Source organism: Microbulbifer epialgicus (genome assembly GCF_041447265.1).
Lineage (GTDB): Bacteria > Pseudomonadota > Gammaproteobacteria > Pseudomonadales > Cellvibrionaceae > Microbulbifer > Microbulbifer epialgicus.
In genome coordinates this window covers 1-15,526 of sequence record NZ_JBGMEK010000088.1, presented here as the reverse complement: position 1 = coordinate 15,526, position 15,526 = coordinate 1, and the positions used below count along the sequence as shown (strand labels likewise).

Sequence of the window (15,526 nt, the reverse complement as noted above, 5' to 3'; positions counted from 1 at the left end):
TAAACGAATATTTAGTGCCGCCGGCATAGTTGGTGCTGGTGGGCCAGCTGAGCCCGGTGGGCCGGCCATCCCACTGGAATTGCAGCGTGGCCCCGACCATGCCCGCCTCGCGGGCCTGCTGGGCGATGGCGTTGAGCAGGGTTTGCTTAGCGCTGTACACCGCTTCCCAGTTGGCATTCCAAATAGTGCGGCTGATAGAAGTACTGTCTGCTATGTCGTTCCAGGCTGGAAACAGCCCGCCGAGGTAGCCGGTAAGCGCGGCCAGGTTGCCGGAATAGTCCCCTTTTTCGATCACCAGGCCGGCCCCATCGGCCTGGGCTTCAATACCCGCTTGCTCTGCCGTGAGCTGGGCGTATTCGCGGATTACCATCAGCTTTTCATTTTGGTGCAGCACCCCATCGGCGGCGATCTTGTCCAGGTCGGCCAGTGCTGCTTCAGCCTCAGCTTTTGCGGCTTCGGCCTTATCGATGGCTTGCTGCACTTCGGGGGCGAGCGCGGGGTCTTCGTAATCGGTATAGGGCGTGCGCGACTTGGGCACAAACAGCACCCGCGCGGCAGTGGTGCCCAGGCAGTTGCCGCCAAGCCCGGCCGTCCCAGGACTACTGGGGCTGTCGCCATAACAGGCGATAATCTTGCTGTTGCTCAGCACCGGCATCGGATTCTGGGTACCGTCTACCAGTAGGACAATACCACCAGGGGCGCCGCCACCACCGCTGCCGCCGGGTATCTTTTGGGTGCCAGTACCCAGAGTGCCGCCGCTGCCGTCGCCGCCGCTGGTATTTATTGTTCCACTGACACCGAGCGCAATACCGCGCGCAACAATCGAGAGACCGGCCCCCCCCTGCCCACCGGCGCCGCCCTGCCCGCTCGGCTCATAGCTCTGATCGCCGCGCAGATAGTAAAAACTATTGCCGCCACTGGCGCCGCCAGTGCCGCGCATATCGTCGGGAATACCTTGTAAATCACCGGCATTATTTTCGATATTCAGCGGCGGCATGAGCGCATTGCGTCCGGTTACCGTCTGGCCGCGCACCTGGTTGTAAATGTTTCGGCTGCTGGCATCGATACCGGAGACCCGGCCACCTCCGCCGCGACAGGAGCCCAAAAAACCCACCCCGCCATTACTGGGCACACCGCGCAAACTGCCGTCGATCTGCAACACCCCGCGCACACGCAGCTCGACATTGTCAACCACAAACAACACACGCCCTGCGGGAATAGTTAAATCCCCCAGGTAATAAAACACCGTGCGGCTACTCGCCGCGCCGTACAGGGTGCCGTTGGCAGTAAGGAAGCCGCTGGCATCGATACTGAGGCCGGCGGTGGTCATCGCCGTGCCCTCGGCGGTATACCAGCTATCCGGTAATTCGGCATTGGTGCTGCTGCCTTCCGGCTGATCGGCAATCATACCGGCGGGCTGATAGCTGCCGAATAAATCCACGGATACCGCACCGCTCACCTGATCGACACTAATGCGCTGTACTTCCATAGCGCGGTCCAGGATTCCGTTTTCTACATTCTGTGAGTGGTCGCGCAATTGCGGCAGGGTGGCCCGCACAATATCCCCCACCTCCAGGTCGTTATTACTGGGCAACAATCCCAGGCGCAGACTTAAAGGCGGGCCGGCAAATCTATCCCGAAGGGCATCGAAGGTGTTTTTAATCGTGGTATAGGTGTGGCGGGAATTGTGCAGGCCGCGAAACTTTAAGCTGTGCTGTTTGGCTTCGCCATGAATAGCCACCGAGTCGGCATCGATTAAATTATTCGAGCGCAGAAACTTGCCATCAAAGCCCGGCTGTTCGAACCAGCTCCACTGTACCGAGAACACATTGCGCACCCCGGCCAGGTTGTATTTGAGTTCCCCCAGGCTTGTCACATCATCGGGGCCTATGGTGGCCACAGTGCCGGATTCAGCCAACACCCCGGCCATACGACGAAAACCCAGCTGGCCGGCGGCATTGACCGGCATAAAGGCACCGAGCAATAAATTAATCTCGGTCTCGATAAACTTCTTGCCATCGGTTTTTTCCAGGCCATCGAAGCGCAGGATCTTGCCTTTACTGTGGTCACTGGGCTTGTACCAATCTGCCCCAATATTTTGAAACTCATCCAGCACCACATAGGCGGGATCTATGCCTAGATGCCAGTTGCTGGGCAGTAGGTTATTGGTGCCGAGAATTTTGCCAGTCAGCAGTGCATAGGCCAGCTGCGGGCCAGGGCCCTCCAGGTAGATAAATTCCTCGACTTCTACACCGCTCTCGTCGTCGCTGTTTTCCGGCAATACATGGTCGCGGGCAAAGGTACCGAATAAACCCCTAGCGCAGTTGGTAAAGCTGCTGCCCGTTTTGCCGGTTGCGCGCACAATCTCAAAGCCGTCCTGATATTTAATTTTCAGGTAATACACGGATTGGCCGGGGGCATCACCATAGGCCAGAGTGTGTGGATTGGCCTCAAAGCTGCTGGTATCGAATACCTGCAGGGTGGTATCCGCTTTGGCAAAATTGGCAGCCAGGCGCGTGCTATTGGGCACAAAGATATCGCGGCGCATCTCGCGCTGGATATCCCGGCAGCGCACCCGATAGACACCCTCAGCATAGGAAAGTGATTCCTCGGCAATCTGGGTCTGCTCCAGGCGAAACTCATTCCAGTCGAGCCCGGCAAAGCCCTGATATAAGCGCACCGTGCGGCCCTTGATACCGTTGCCCTGCTCCAGCTCATCGCGCAGTACATAGGACAGCTGGCCGGCGATATCCACCACCTCAAACGAGATAGCCCCAATCTGCGCAAGGCCCTGCTCTGGAATTAATTTCTGGCTGGTAGCACTGCACTTTTTTAAGGTGCCGAGAATCGCGTTTAAAGGCAGACCGGGGATATTGTTGTGGCTGGTGATATACAGAGGCAGGTCGTAGCCGATCTCAATTACCAGACGTAGCTCACGCTGTGCCGCCTGATTGTGCAGGTCAAAAATTTCTGAATTGTTGCGCACTCCTACACCTCTATAGCTGTAAATGTCACATAAAATTCAAAAGCGCCCTGCCGCATCTCACGGAAGCCATTGCGCTTTAATCGGCACACAGTGGTATCTCTACCTCCTGGAATATCTGAAGTATCCAGTTCAAACGTCTCGCCATTGGCGCAGCTCGCCTCAAACTCTCTCCATAACTGCAACTGGTTTTCGAAGAATGGAGACGTTGATATTTGCCATTCAATATCTCGCCGATACAGCACGCTTTCGGTATTTCCGGATAGGGCTGTGTGCTCTTTGCCAGTAGATTTTGGAACACGAGTACATCTGGTTACAGAAAACGAAATAGAGCCAGTAGAGCCATCAACCAACTCTCGAGTTGCAGTGTATTTAATATTTGGCATGGGCTCCGATTACCCTCGGGCGGCACTAATGATGTTCTGTGCAGTGCGAGATTCAATTGGTAAGAAATCAAAATCTTCTTCAAGAACTATCGAACGCACTTCTTCCATAAATTCCCTTGCGTCACGACTATTAATGGGTCCGCTAAACACAAACTGTACAGTGTTAAGAGTGCCCTGCTCTTCATTGGTCGCTGGGGGGATGTTTGTGGTTAATGGTGCTGCTGGCGCGGTTAAACCTCCGCTAGCGACGGAGCCCGCCCCACTGCCCACAGATGCACTTCCACCACTACCAAAGCTAACGCTTTTTAACTGTGCAATTTCAGCAGCACCGGTCGCCGCCATAGCAGCAGCGGCAGGTATTCCAGCGGGGTAGCCTCCCGCATTGTGATAAGATTCAATAACCGAGGCTGGTAGCGTCACCAATGCTTTGGCAAGCGCTAACTTTTTCTGAACTTTAAATAGCTTTGGGCTAAACGCAGTAGCTATTCCCAGCATTAAATTAAAGGTATTAACGACACTTTTTAGTTGGGATTTGTTGGCAACATCCTCCATTTTCTTGCGTTCTTTAGCATGCTTGGCCTCAAGTGAAGTTAGGTTCCGTTGATATTCTCCCTCAAGCGCTAAACTGGCTTGACGGAACTCCTCTTCGGTGGCTCTCGTAGCCTCTAAATGCTCAGCCAATAACTCTCGCTTAGAGATGTAACCCTGGTCGAGGATTTCCATTTCCTCATCGTGCCGCACTTGTAAAAGTTCGCTTTCAGTAAGCCAAGACTCTTTCAGCCCCTGCAATCGGGTATCAATCTCCTCATCAAGCTGCTCCTTGCTACGCTGCAAAAGCTCTTCACGCTTCTCTGGATCATGCACATTTTCTTCAATAATTCGATTGCGGCGTCGGTAGCTTTCAGCAATGGCCTCTTCCTCTGTCATTAGGCTCTGGCGCAGGTTATTAACCGTATCCAGTCGCTTTTGGACCGTGCGTTCGAATTGCTCCTGTAGTGCTCGCTCTAGGGCTGGAAGGTCATCTTTAACATCGACTGAGCTTGAGCCGGGTTGGCCACTGGCGGGCGTGGGTGATGCAGGCTCATTGTTATCAGTGGAGGGCTTAGGTTTACCAAGATTAGCTAAGCGGTCTTCGGCCTCCTGTAACGACTGGTTAAGTGTGTCAATCTGACTATTAATTTTTGTTATCTGGCTAGAATTATTTACCCGGCGAATACCATCGTTACTGTTGACTGCCCCATACTGTAAGTTCGTACGCCTCTCAACCAATGAAGCAATTTTTCTATTAATGGAGCGTTTTTCTTCAGCAATTTCTAGTTTAATTACTTCGCGTTGCGCTGTGGTCAAGTCTTTATATTTGCGCTCCAACTGGGAGATTTTTCCAGAAAGCGATTCAGCTCGCCTTTCCGCTGCTTCAGCTCCACTACTCCAAGTAGCCAATGACAATGCGGCAACTGTTATTACACCAACAGGACCGCCCATGAATGCAAATGCAGATTTTAATCCCGTAGCGGCAACGGTCGCCGCACGAGTCGCTATCGTAGTTCGGCTGATAGCTTGGCCAAGCGCATTGGTTTGAATTGTGGTTTTGTATGTGGCCGCATTCAGTAGACCCATCTGAATAATCTGCTTACTGATAGCCCCAGCGAATTTACCTGCGAGGATTGCGGCAACTGCTGTAAATGCGAGCTCCACGTCATTCGCAACTTCCCGTACAGCGCCTGCATCATTGGCAAAGTTTTTAAGCTTCTCACCGAGACCATTTACTGCTTTAGCAACTGATTCAGACGCTCCAGTGACTCCATCCAGCTGTCCAATCGTTGCGGTTATTCCTGTATTTAGATTCACAAGACTCTGGCCGATTGTGCTATCCATACCGGACGCTTCTTTGGCGATATCCTCAGCAGCAGCCTGGAAAGCCTCAACCAAAGTCCTCGCGCTCAGCTCACCATCCCCAGCCATGTCTCGCAACTTACCCGCAGCAGAGCCTGCAGCATCACTGGTGAGGTTGAGGTGGTCTATCAGGGCTTTCTGCAGGCGTGGAGCGTTCTCCATTACTGAGTTGAACTCATCCCCACGTAGAACCCCAGAAGCAAGACCCTGGGCCAATTGACGTAACGCTCCCGCGCTTTCTTGAGCTGAGGCACCAGATACAAGCATGGCTTGGCTAATGGTTTTAGTAACGGCCAAGATGTCTTCTTGGCCATCAAACAGCTCACCCGCAGACTGCGCTAGGCGCTGATACAAAACAGCGGTTGAATCCAAAGAGCCACGGGTTTCGAAAGCAATCTCCACCAAGCTCTGTTGAACATCTGCCAACTCCTGAGAGGTATCAGTCACCAGCCTTAAGCGGTTAGTGAGATTGGTCCAGGTATCCGTGTACTGAACGATCTCTCGAATAGACAGAGCAGCACCGATAGCCGTGAGAGCACCGGCTAGTAAGTTACTGCTCGTGGCCATAGTTTCAATGCGACCGCTAGCCTCATCACTACTGCGTCCAAGACTTTCAACGGTACGCTCAGCCTTTGCACCGGAGCGCTCCATAGCATCCAGCTTCCGCCGCGCAGCATCAGGCCCCTCGGCCTCTACGCGGATACCCAGGCGCGCAATTTGATCAATCGGCATTTTGTAGAGCCCAGTAATTAATATCGAGAGCACGAATCACGGAGACCTCCCACGCAGATACATTGCGCTGAGTGAGCTGGCTCCAGTTGTGAATCTCAGTGAAAGTGAGGGGTTCGGTTCCGCGAATCTCGCGGTAGTAGTGGAAGAGGTAAATCAAACCCTCAGGGGGTTCTTCGGTCTTAAGTTCCGGTGGCGTTATGCCTGTTGTTTCTTGGACCTGCTGGAGTTGCTGGCGGAGCGTTTCCTTGCACCCTTTCGGGATTTTGTCGAGTTTGAACTGACAGCAAGCCCAGTCGATGAAGGCTTGCTGCCGCTGGCGAAAAAAAGTGCGCGATTACTGGCTGCGCGATCAATCTGGTCAACCAATTGTGGAGCCTCGACTAATAGCTCCTTAACAGCTTCCTGGTTGAAATCATCTTCAAGAGACCAGCCAATAATTAATGCAGCCGCTGCGGTAACTTTAGCCTCTCGCACTAGCTCAAAGCGCTTTTCTTTATCTTTCTCCAGATTGGCTGTCGCAAGGTCACGCAGCATCTCTGACTGAGCCATCTGGAAAGCATCAGAATCGACGCTAAGAATTTCCAAGTAATGCTCTGTAACTATGCCTTCGGGAGTATAAAGTGGAAATTTCACCCCTTTATTCCCTTTCTCCCGCGTATAAAAATCACTCGCTTTCATTAGGCTGCGGTCCTCTCGATAATTAAATTGGTTCCTTTAGTCTCGTCGTACACAGCCTGGAATGGCAGGGGCAAAATAATCGCGCCCTCTCCAGAAACATCGACTTGGCCACCGGTGTATTTGATTTTGGGAAGCGTGAAGAGATAGGTATTGCCAGCTGCGTCTACCAGGCTGAACTCTAAGCTGGAGGCGCTTTCATTTAAGAACTTCTCAAGCAATGTTGAATTCTCGAAATAGGCTGAAAGCTGGCCGGTGACATTTGAGCGCCCTGCTCCGGGCTGAATAGTGGTATCACTGCCAACCACGAAGCGCGATTCAAGGCCATTCTCTAAAGTGAGCGTGACCTCAGTGACCACTGCCAGGCCAGTCGAACCCTCCTTAATAACGCCCTTGAACGAGTCAAAAACTTGCGTGGTTGTCTCCGCCTCATAATCAGCACCGGATAAGGCAGCAGCTTCCGGAGTCATGTTCTTACCCATGATTCCAAAGCTGCCACTCACTCGGGCTCCAGGGGCCACAGTGAGATTCAAGGTATTCACCTCACAACCGGTATAGCGGTGATATGGCTTATCGGGAATATCTCCGAATTTCCGCTCAATGGTGAAACTGCGCCGGGTCGTACCTACTACCAACTTATCACCGGTCCAGGTTCCCATGGTGGCGCCCTCAAGCAGGTCATCAAAGGAGCCGTAGGACAAGTTGATACTGATATCGCCACCCACACTTTTATTCATATGGCGATAGTCAGTGATTTGACGGTCACTGCGCAGCTCCTCACTCGCCGAACCCTCTTTAGTCAACGCGAGCGTAGTACCGGTATTTCGGATTGCCTTGAATGTGGGAGTGGCGGGAGTGACGCCATAGGTGGACTCCGCCACGTAAGCCATTGAATGTTGGCTGCCGTCTGCCATTTGTGTGCTCCTAACGTAGAGTTGTAGCGGTCCAGGCCGCACTTATATCGAGTTGATACCAACCATCTACGACCCTGCCGGGAGAGATGGTTGAAGATTGAACGGTTACGGTTTGGCCGGAGTACTCAGGAGTTGAGCCAGCCTTGAAGTGCGTGAGAATTTGGTCAGCCATTGCCAAGGCATTCCCTCGCCCTTTTCCTACCGGATAGAAAATACTGATCTGAAGTATGCCTACCCGCTCATCCCTGCCAATCTCACCAACAGTATTCTGATAGCTGTCTGCTGGCAGGTTATAGACTGCGGCATAAGGCGTACCCACATTCGGCTCAAACCCGTCATTCTCATAACCAGTAGGCAAGCCGAACCCACCCGATATATAGTGCTGTACCAGGGCCGAATAGATTTTGCTGTACATGGATTATTTAATTAATCGTCGAATAATCGATTGAATGCGTAGGACATTGCGGCGAACCATGCCTGCCGGGGCCTGCTTAGAATGACCGTATTCCAGAGGTTGGATATACGGCAGGTTGTTGATTAGGTAATTCACATTGTCCAGACCACCAACATTTTTGATTACCTCGGTCTGAGCCTCAGCGCCTGACCGATCCAATCGCAAACTACTGCTTTGTGCATGTGTACCAATAGTCGTTTGCCAATTGCCGCGGGCCCGGCCAGTGTCCACCGGTGTATCGCGGATAACTGAGTTGAATAGCTCGATATTGCTTGCCCGGTAAACTCGGTCAGCCTCGGCTAAGGCGTCTTCATTGAATTGTTTTAAGCTCGCTGAGAATTTCATTTTCGCACCTGACAGAAGTAAACCAATGAAGTACCTGTAGGGTTGACCTCTTTAATATTAACTACCCGCCATCTGACCCCATTTATTTCAGCTTCAGTTGTGAGAGCCGGAGGCCACTGTAAACCAGCTGCGGCAATAGTGAGTTTTTTATCACCTCTTTGAATGCTCTGACCCTCTGCATACATCAGGCCGGATTCTTTGAGGTTGTAGTCCTGCAGAATTACCTGGATAGGTTGGCTTATCGGCGTATCGTCCGAGTTTTGCCCAGTAATAGGGTCATCAACACCTGGAATCACATCGTGCAGGGTTTGCTCAGAACCAAAACGCGCAATAAGCCGCAGGGCCGTATCGGCCATACGGTTGTAGAAGTCGCTCATAGGTTATGCTCGGACTAGGAAGAGCCCGTTGTTTTTCAGAAGTGGAGCAAGCAGAGCATCCGCTTTGGCAAATGCTGGGGTGAACTGCTGTTGAATGGGTGCGGCATAAGTTACTTCAACTGCCCCCTCAACGCGCTCTTTGGTTATTGGCCCGCTATCAGTTGGCAACCGGTTGGGCTGAAGGTCGTTCTCTCTCGCCTCAATGGCCAGGGCCAACTGTGCGTACACCAACTCACGCGGAATCTCATCGCTTGGGAAAAGTGCATCCGGATAGGAAATTCCCCAGGCATCAGCGCGGGGCCACTGTAACGGCTGGCCTTGCACTGAAATATACCCCTTATATCGGTCTCGCTTACTCTCGAGAAAGTCCATGGCCCTGATAAGAAGCGGCTCGCAGTCTGCATCCGATAAGGCTGAAATGTCTACCCCACGTGCACCCGCATAGTCGCGCAAGTCTTGCACGCTGGCATAACTGTTGGCGCTCGAATTAGAGCCGGTGCCGTCTTCTATTGTCAGGGCCATGGTGTCGCCTACTTATCGCCTTTGGGGGCTTCGGCCTTTTCAGGCTTAGGGTCAAATCGTGCATCAACGATTTTAAAACCCTGCTCACGTAACTTCTTTTTCTCATCCCGTGAGATGGGATGTTTTACGTATTTAATCTTAGTGGACATGCTATCACCTACTTGTCATGCAATGGCGGCCGAAGCCGCCAATTATTTACTTAGTGGAATCACCAACCGCGATAACGCCGGCAGTGTGTTTATCTGAGGTCATTACCTTGTCCCAGTTGGCACCAGTAGCCAGGTCGGCGTCGGTGGGAGACTTACCGCCGTTAGCCTCATCCCAGCTGTAACCTCTAAGGCCCAGGCCAAAGGTGTAATCGACCTGCATTGTGGTTTCGATACGCTCCTTACCGTTGGAGGTCTGGATATTCGAAATCAGGTCACCACCGTCATGGACTACAGCAGCACTATCCACCAATCCCAAAACCTTCTGCTTATTCGGAGTGCCCGCTTCAAATAGTGCCGGTGCATCGGTGACAATTACTGCTTTACCGAGGATATCCACCACATTAACGTTCTGGGCTTCAAACAAGCGGGTAGCATTAGTGAGGTTCTGACCGATAAGTTTGTGCATCACCTCCCCGGTCATCACATTGGCAATGATGCTGCCGGAGTGGTCACCAAACTTGGCGTGAGCACTATTGAGAGCGGTGTAGCTGATACCCGCAGTTGCAGACACATCATTGACCACCGAAGTGTTGTTCTCGATAGCCGCCACAAGTGCAGCAATCGCTGTGAAAAGCTGGTCCTGCAAAAGTGCTTCGGCAAAGTTGCGGGATGCTACCTCCACGCCCTCAGCAGTAGGCTTATTTAACCAAGTCATCTGGCCCGGCTCGAATAGGATAGGACCAAACCCACCGGCCACCTTTACAGAGCTGCGCTTAAGTTGGGTCAGATCAGTTGCAGCCTGATTTCCGTTTGAACCGTATCGATTCACCCGGCGTTGTGCACTGTGAATGGCAGCAAAGAATGACTCTTGCAGGAAGTCACCCTCAAAGCCCTCGGTGGTTAATCGGATAGCTCCATTCGATGCCGCGTTAAACTTCTGCACCATTACCGCCAGTGTTTCGATTGTGGCGGGCATGATGTACTTATTAAAAACTTCCATATGCGAAAGCATGGTTATTTACCTTTAGTTGTTTAAATCAGGGAATTTGGCCGAGATGGCCGCTGTGCGCTCTGAACGAGAGCCGCCCATATTTCCGGTTGTGGACCCGCCTCCACCTTGGCCACCTCCACCTGCACCACCACCAGAAGCTTTGCTACCAAGAATCACCGGAGCGAAAGCGGGATTATTGGAAAATTCAGTTTTGAGATCGTTCAGGCTTGCCGCTGAGGGCTTGCCCTGTCCATCTTTAACCACTGTTACAAACTGGCCGTCTCGCTGCTCAGCAGCCAAGCGGGCCTTGATATGGGGAACCAAGATATCGGCACTACCTTGAACCGCTATCTCATTGGCCATGGACACAGCAACGTTATCCACGGTCATTGTGGTGATACTGCCGTTTAAGGTATCGATTTGCCCCTGCAGCTCGGCCTCACGATTGGCTAGCTTTTCCTTCCAAGAGTTTTCAAGGGCCTCCACATCTCCACTCCTGCGAGCAGCCTCTTCGGCGGCGTCCTTGGCCTTTTTGGCTTCTGTTTTTTTCTCCTCCAACAAGGAGGCGACCTGGGCCTTTAATTCAGCCACTCCCTCTCCCTGCGGGATGCCATCAACCTTCAGCTTGTATCCATCGCCGTCCTTCTCATACATCGCGGCGACGGCCTCATCTAACCCCTCTAGGGTTTTGAGTCTGTATTTCAGCATGGTGTCTCCTGAGACATTTCACCGGCTAACCGGCAGACATAAAAAAGGCCCGCCGAAGCGAGCCAGTTAATTAATTTGAATGGTATTTAGAGTCCTGCACGTTCAAACGCGATGGGCTCTTTCAGTTTCATTTCTGCCAGGGTAAGTGGCTTAAAGTTGCGACCAAGTCCCATTGCCGCAAACCGATACGCAGAAAGTCCGCCATTAAGTAAAAGCTTCGCCCGCGTCGGGCCAATGATGTCTTGAACAAATTCTAATGGTTGCTGCTTCAGCCATTGGTAGTAAATTGTGCTCGCATCGACATAGCCATCTTTGCTGGCTCGTGTAGCGCCCTCACTCAAGGCTCGATATTTCTTTTTAAGAACCGCAACAACTGTACTCCGACAATTGATATGAATCGGGGGACGCGGCCCTTTATCTAATGGGAAAACCCTACCATCCAAACCTCGGCATGGTGCAGAAGTTCGGCTATCAAGGGTTGAGGTCCATCTCACCCCCTCCAATAGGTCGGAGTTGCCCCTCATTGTCTCCATCCTCGCAACCAAGGATGTATGTGCAATGACGGTTCGAATCACAGCGCTCGCATTGCGCTGAGTTATTGCCAGAATCCCGTCGCGGTATTTATTCGCCTTCGTGCCCCGCACATTGCGGATAATCTGGAGAGTCGTTTGCCCTTCGAAGAAACCCTGCCGGATTGCCCCGGTAACCCGCTTTCTCTCGCTGCTAGTCCAGTCCTTGATAAATGGCTCAATCAGCTGACCACCATCAGGGCCACGCACAGATAGCGGCGTGGAGAGCACAGCGGCACGGACCTGAGCCGGCGCAGGGATTACAGTCTCTACCCCGGCAATCAATGCGGCCTGTAAATTACGAACCTCAAACTCTGATTCATACTCAGCCAAGTCCAACAGATGGCCGGCAAGCTGGTCGTAGTACTTTCTGAATATTTCGGATAAATCACTATCAACAACAATAAGCAGCCGTTCCAGTCGAGTACGGGAGAACTCGGTTAAATCATGGCTTGATAGGCGCTGCTTTATGGAGCGATCTATCTGCTGCAGGAATGCCGCAAACTGATTTACCTCACCAGACTTCAGCCGCTCCAGGTAAACGGCGTGGCGCGTGGTTGAGGTGGTGAGGGCTTCACTCATCGTTTAACTCCGGCCCCGGCTCTTCACCCTCCAACTCCTCACGAATCACTTCATCAGTCTTCTCCGCATTAATAACGCCATGTTTGCGGAGACTCGCCCATAGATCGGAACTCGGTAAGCGACCAGACTGCCAGGCATTCACCAGAGCTGTGAGCATCTGCGCATCAAGCTTGGATTCAGCAAAGTCCTGATTGAGTTTGTACTCTGTGTCAGCCTGTACGTTCTGGAATTGAGCCACCCATTGAATAGCCTGGGTGTAAGCCTCGCTGACGTTCTCGGCGACAAGCGATAAAACGGAGTGCTCAGACTCGTTTTCTGCCTGGGCTTCGGTGGCTGTCTTTACTGCCGAGCCACGCTCAATCAAGCGAGCACCTAAGGCGACCATTTGCTTTTCTTTCTGGTCCATCGCCTCTTTGACCAGAGTGTTAGGTTCAACCTGGGCAAATCCGAAAGCGCTATCTTTAGGCAGCAGGATAGGAGAGCGGGAACCAATATAAATGCCCTGCTTTTCCATATGGTCTCGCCAGTTTTCATCCAACCCGGCAATCCACGGCTGGGCTTGACCAACGAAGAAGGCTGAATCCTCATAATCTGCTGAGTTGCGATAGTGGGCTTTGTTGAGGTTTGCCAGGTCAAGCAGTGGAGACCGGTCGATACTAGGGTCATTGTTTTCAGCGCCGACGAAAGTGAACGGGATAATGTCCCAGGCTTTCCCTACTCCATCTAGCGGTGTGTAGGTGTCGTGAATAACCCAGGTTCCAGTATTACCACTGCGCCATATCTCCACTGTGTAGCGACCATCAATCAGCTTGAGTGCGCGGTACTGAGTTTTCTCCTCTATACCAAAACCGTCTGAAGTTACCTCTTCATAGCTTTCACGGATAACAACCAATCCCAGTCGGTGCACACCGCCAACCCTAACGGTTCGCCAGTTGATAATCTGATTCGCTGGATAGCTCACTATCGATGCGCGTACCAGACCTGCTTGCTGTTCGGCTTTGGAGGTTTGCCCCTCTGTTTTTGGGTAATCCACCAGCAGGCCACGCCGGCCAGACTTAAGCACCGCAGCAACTACAGACTGGGACTGCTGGTAGATACTTACCCCATTGCCATTAGCGTCTGAAGTCAGGTATTCCAGGCCTGCCGGAATATCGACTGTAGGCGCTCGACGAAAGACAGCACCAACCAGACCCTGTAATGTGCGGCCAGTTGCGTTATAGAAAACTGCCCTGTCTGTGTACTGCTGATAGCGAGCTCTATTTGCTTCACTCTGGTCCTTTGGGTTCGGCATGGGCAAATAGGTGGTGCCCTTGGACTTAATGACCCTCTCACCCTCACAGATATCATCAACCAGAGCCCAATCTGGAAGCGCCTTTACGAAATCGTCGCGCTGATAGGTAACGTCATTTGCCATTAGTAGGCCATTCCCATGTTGATTGTTAGTGCTGGTTTGATGAGTGGGTAATCGTGATGAATGAAGTAGCCACCAGCGTCTGGTGCATGGTCGAGACCACCGCTTTTATCTGGCTCGCCATTCTCTGCCCAGGGTTGTTGCTCTAAGCAGTCCGAATAACCTGGGCACTTATCGGTGTTCACCAAGTAGCGGCGCTCACCCTTGGCATTGCAGAACATCGCGTTCATTGCATTTACCCGGTCTTTAACCGGGGGATTCGCTTTAGGGGCGTGTACTGAAAAGCCGGCATTTCTCAGTAAAGCCAAATCAGTAGTGCTGGCATTCACTGACTTGCGGGAATCACCAGAGGCATCCGGATAAATACGCACCTCGCAGGTTTTCCGATAGTCCCCATCTCGGTATTCCCAGTACCGCTCTTTGATTCTCCGAATCATGTCCGGGGTATCGTAGCCCTCAAGGATTTCATCAACGGCCCTGGGCTTACTGTCTCGCTTTACGTGAGTGATTGCCGCCATCTTGCCGACATTGAAGTCCATACCGATAAATAAAGGCTCACCCGCCTTCACTGAGTCATTGCAGTGATTAAGCTTGCGGTCGAATTGGTGATAGACCGTTCCCGTCAGCAGGTTTACAAACTGGCCATTGAGATAGGCTCGGATAAGCTCGGGCGTATAGGCCTCAAGCATTGAATCGATATAGTCATCAGGTAGGTTCGACTCATTGTCGAAGGTCGAGGCCTGAATTAACCCATATCGCTCGCGAAGTTTTGGTTTATCCCGAAGGGCCTTTACGAACTGGCGATAGACAAACTTGAACCCTTCCGGGGTGGTCGTTACATCAATGCCATTTTTGACACCGTGGACCTTGTAGCGCATGCGCGCCATGATTTTCCGCCAAGCCTGCTCTGCTTTCTTCTCAGCAAGCAAGTCCAGCTCATCAACCAGAGCGTGGCCGATTTTGAATCCAACAATATTGGCCGGGTCATCAATCGAGCGGCAGATTACAGAACCTCGGTAGCGACTACCGCTGTACACCTCAACTTCGTGGTCACCTCGCTTGACCTTGACCCGCAGCCCCATAGTCTCAGCAACTTCGCCGATTGTGGGGTAGTAAATATCCCTGATTAGTGGATAGGTTGGAGCAAAGTAGCCTTGGTTAATCTTGGGGTGCTCGTAGAAGTGGGCCAGCTGCCCCGAACAGCCAACCCAGGTCTTCCCAGACCCGAAACCTGCAACGTAAGCCCGGTACTTATGCGGCAGGTTTAAAAACTGACTTTGCGGAACATTAAGAGCCGCTCTCACTTCCCTCCCGCGTTCTTGCATCCTTGACCTCAAATACGACTTTTGTCGGTGGTATGTCGGCACCGCCACCGGCTGGGTCAGGGTTTCGTTGCCACTTTTCTCTTTGCCGGTTATGGAGCCAGGCTAGACACGCTGTAGTGTCTGATGGGTAGTGTTCGGTGTACTCCTGAACAATAGGATTGCCGTTGTGCTGCATGATCTTTACAGCTTCATGGCTATAGCCGCAGGCTCTTCGATAAAGACTCTCAGCCACGTTGGCATCAGCCAAAGTTTTGCCTCTTTTTATGGACTCAAAAAATTCGGGATGCTTATTCTTCCAATTGTTGATTGTTTGCTCTGTTACCTCGAAGAATTCGCCTAACTCTTTGTCTGTAAGTCCGAGTTTGCAGAGCTTTTCGGCCTGCTCAGCAAACTCCTGCCTATAGCTGGTCAGCCTTGCCATCTTGTTGCTCTTTCATCAATTTGTGACGCTGGTGTGAGTAATACCAATTCACGACTAGACCCAATGCAGCTATTACTACACCCACTAGG

The 15,526-nt window shown here is 52.1% G+C and carries 16 protein-coding genes and 1 pseudogene; all 17 read right to left on the bottom strand.

What is annotated here, in order from left to right; translation table 11 throughout:
• A pseudogene (locus tag ACCI49_RS20910) lies at positions 1-2,986 on the bottom strand (hypothetical protein); the annotation flags it as partial.
• A gap of 2 nt (positions 2,987-2,988) precedes the next feature.
• A complete protein-coding gene (locus ACCI49_RS20905) occupies positions 2,989-3,369 on the bottom strand; it encodes a hypothetical protein (protein ID WP_371841173.1) in 381 nt (126 codons plus the stop codon).
• 9 nt (positions 3,370-3,378) lie between these two features.
• Positions 3,379-5,994: a tape measure protein gene (locus ACCI49_RS20900; protein WP_371841172.1), complete on the bottom strand. Its 2,616-nt coding sequence runs from the start codon at positions 5,992-5,994 to the stop codon at positions 3,379-3,381.
• Positions 5,984-6,151 (bottom strand): phage tail assembly chaperone, encoded by a 168-nt coding sequence (locus ACCI49_RS25110; RefSeq protein WP_442928497.1) that lies wholly within the window; start codon positions 6,149-6,151, stop codon positions 5,984-5,986. The genes ACCI49_RS20900 and ACCI49_RS25110 overlap by 11 nt, the downstream gene beginning before the upstream one ends.
• 38 nt (positions 6,152-6,189) lie before the next feature.
• Positions 6,190-6,672, bottom strand: a complete 483-nt coding sequence (locus tag ACCI49_RS20895) for a phage tail assembly chaperone (protein ID WP_371841171.1) — start codon at positions 6,670-6,672, stop codon at positions 6,190-6,192.
• The gene (locus ACCI49_RS20890; protein ID WP_371841170.1) at positions 6,672-7,583 is read right to left on the bottom strand and encodes a phage tail tube protein; all 912 of its coding nucleotides are present in this window, start codon (positions 7,581-7,583) and stop codon (positions 6,672-6,674) included. The genes ACCI49_RS20895 and ACCI49_RS20890 overlap by 1 nt, the downstream gene beginning before the upstream one ends.
• 10 nt (positions 7,584-7,593) lie before the next feature.
• Positions 7,594-7,998 carry a phage tail terminator-like protein gene (locus tag ACCI49_RS20885; RefSeq protein WP_371841169.1) on the bottom strand — a complete coding sequence of 135 codons (405 nt, stop codon included), beginning with the start codon at positions 7,996-7,998 and terminating at the stop codon, positions 7,594-7,596.
• Positions 7,999-8,001: 3 nt separating this feature from the next.
• Positions 8,002-8,382 carry a hypothetical protein gene (locus tag ACCI49_RS20880; protein ID WP_371841168.1) on the bottom strand — a complete coding sequence of 127 codons (381 nt, stop codon included), beginning with the start codon at positions 8,380-8,382 and terminating at the stop codon, positions 8,002-8,004.
• The gene (locus tag ACCI49_RS20875; RefSeq protein ID WP_371841167.1) at positions 8,379-8,759 is read right to left on the bottom strand and encodes a hypothetical protein; all 381 of its coding nucleotides are present in this window, start codon (positions 8,757-8,759) and stop codon (positions 8,379-8,381) included. The genes ACCI49_RS20880 and ACCI49_RS20875 overlap by 4 nt, the downstream gene beginning before the upstream one ends.
• A 3-nt stretch (positions 8,760-8,762) precedes the next feature.
• Positions 8,763-9,281: a DnaT-like ssDNA-binding protein gene (locus tag ACCI49_RS20870; RefSeq protein ID WP_371841166.1), complete on the bottom strand. Its 519-nt coding sequence runs from the start codon at positions 9,279-9,281 to the stop codon at positions 8,763-8,765.
• A gap of 8 nt (positions 9,282-9,289) precedes the next feature.
• A complete protein-coding gene (locus ACCI49_RS20865) occupies positions 9,290-9,430 on the bottom strand; it encodes a hypothetical protein (protein WP_371841165.1) in 141 nt (46 codons plus the stop codon).
• A gap of 46 nt (positions 9,431-9,476) precedes the next feature.
• Positions 9,477-10,442, bottom strand: coding sequence for a major capsid protein (locus ACCI49_RS20860; protein WP_371841164.1), 966 nt, complete (start codon positions 10,440-10,442; stop codon positions 9,477-9,479).
• Positions 10,443-10,454: 12 nt separating this feature from the next.
• Complete coding sequence (locus tag ACCI49_RS20855; protein ID WP_371841163.1) at positions 10,455-11,129, bottom strand: hypothetical protein; 675 nt, start codon at positions 11,127-11,129, stop codon at positions 10,455-10,457.
• A gap of 86 nt (positions 11,130-11,215) precedes the next feature.
• Positions 11,216-12,280: a minor capsid protein gene (locus ACCI49_RS20850; RefSeq protein WP_371841162.1), complete on the bottom strand. Its 1,065-nt coding sequence runs from the start codon at positions 12,278-12,280 to the stop codon at positions 11,216-11,218.
• Positions 12,273-13,694 (bottom strand): DUF4055 domain-containing protein, encoded by a 1,422-nt coding sequence (locus ACCI49_RS20845; protein WP_371841161.1) that lies wholly within the window; start codon positions 13,692-13,694, stop codon positions 12,273-12,275. The genes ACCI49_RS20850 and ACCI49_RS20845 overlap by 8 nt, the downstream gene beginning before the upstream one ends.
• On the bottom strand, positions 13,694-14,995 hold the full coding sequence (locus ACCI49_RS20840; RefSeq protein ID WP_371841160.1) for a terminase large subunit domain-containing protein: 1,302 nt from the start codon (positions 14,993-14,995) through the stop codon (positions 13,694-13,696). The genes ACCI49_RS20845 and ACCI49_RS20840 overlap by 1 nt, the downstream gene beginning before the upstream one ends.
• Positions 14,979-15,437 (bottom strand): hypothetical protein, encoded by a 459-nt coding sequence (locus ACCI49_RS20835; RefSeq protein ID WP_371841159.1) that lies wholly within the window; start codon positions 15,435-15,437, stop codon positions 14,979-14,981. The genes ACCI49_RS20840 and ACCI49_RS20835 overlap by 17 nt, the downstream gene beginning before the upstream one ends.
• Positions 15,438-15,526: the final 89 nt, after the last annotated feature.

Coding starts and splice junctions, on each gene's coding strand:
- ACCI49_RS20880 (WP_371841168.1), bottom strand. CDS start 8,382: ATGAAATTCTCAGCGAGCTTAAAACAATTCAATGAAGACGCCTTAGCC.
- ACCI49_RS20895 (WP_371841171.1), bottom strand. CDS start 6,672: ATGAAAGCGAGTGATTTTTATACGCGGGAGAAAGGGAATAAAGGGGTG.
- ACCI49_RS20850 (WP_371841162.1), bottom strand. CDS start 12,280: ATGAGTGAAGCCCTCACCACCTCAACCACGCGCCACGCCGTTTACCTG.
- ACCI49_RS20875 (WP_371841167.1), bottom strand. CDS start 8,759: ATGAGCGACTTCTACAACCGTATGGCCGATACGGCCCTGCGGCTTATT.
- ACCI49_RS20845 (WP_371841161.1), bottom strand. CDS start 13,694: ATGGCAAATGACGTTACCTATCAGCGCGACGATTTCGTAAAGGCGCTT.
- ACCI49_RS20885 (WP_371841169.1), bottom strand. CDS start 7,998: ATGTACAGCAAAATCTATTCGGCCCTGGTACAGCACTATATATCGGGT.
- ACCI49_RS20855 (WP_371841163.1), bottom strand. CDS start 11,129: ATGCTGAAATACAGACTCAAAACCCTAGAGGGGTTAGATGAGGCCGTC.
- ACCI49_RS20905 (WP_371841173.1), bottom strand. CDS start 3,369: ATGCCAAATATTAAATACACTGCAACTCGAGAGTTGGTTGATGGCTCT.
- ACCI49_RS20835 (WP_371841159.1), bottom strand. CDS start 15,437: ATGGCAAGGCTGACCAGCTATAGGCAGGAGTTTGCTGAGCAGGCCGAA.
- ACCI49_RS20900 (WP_371841172.1), bottom strand. CDS start 5,994: ATGCCGATTGATCAAATTGCGCGCCTGGGTATCCGCGTAGAGGCCGAG.
- ACCI49_RS20870 (WP_371841166.1), bottom strand. CDS start 9,281: ATGGCCCTGACAATAGAAGACGGCACCGGCTCTAATTCGAGCGCCAAC.
- ACCI49_RS20890 (WP_371841170.1), bottom strand. CDS start 7,583: ATGGCAGACGGCAGCCAACATTCAATGGCTTACGTGGCGGAGTCCACC.
- ACCI49_RS20865 (WP_371841165.1), bottom strand. CDS start 9,430: ATGTCCACTAAGATTAAATACGTAAAACATCCCATCTCACGGGATGAG.
- ACCI49_RS20860 (WP_371841164.1), bottom strand. CDS start 10,442: ATGCTTTCGCATATGGAAGTTTTTAATAAGTACATCATGCCCGCCACA.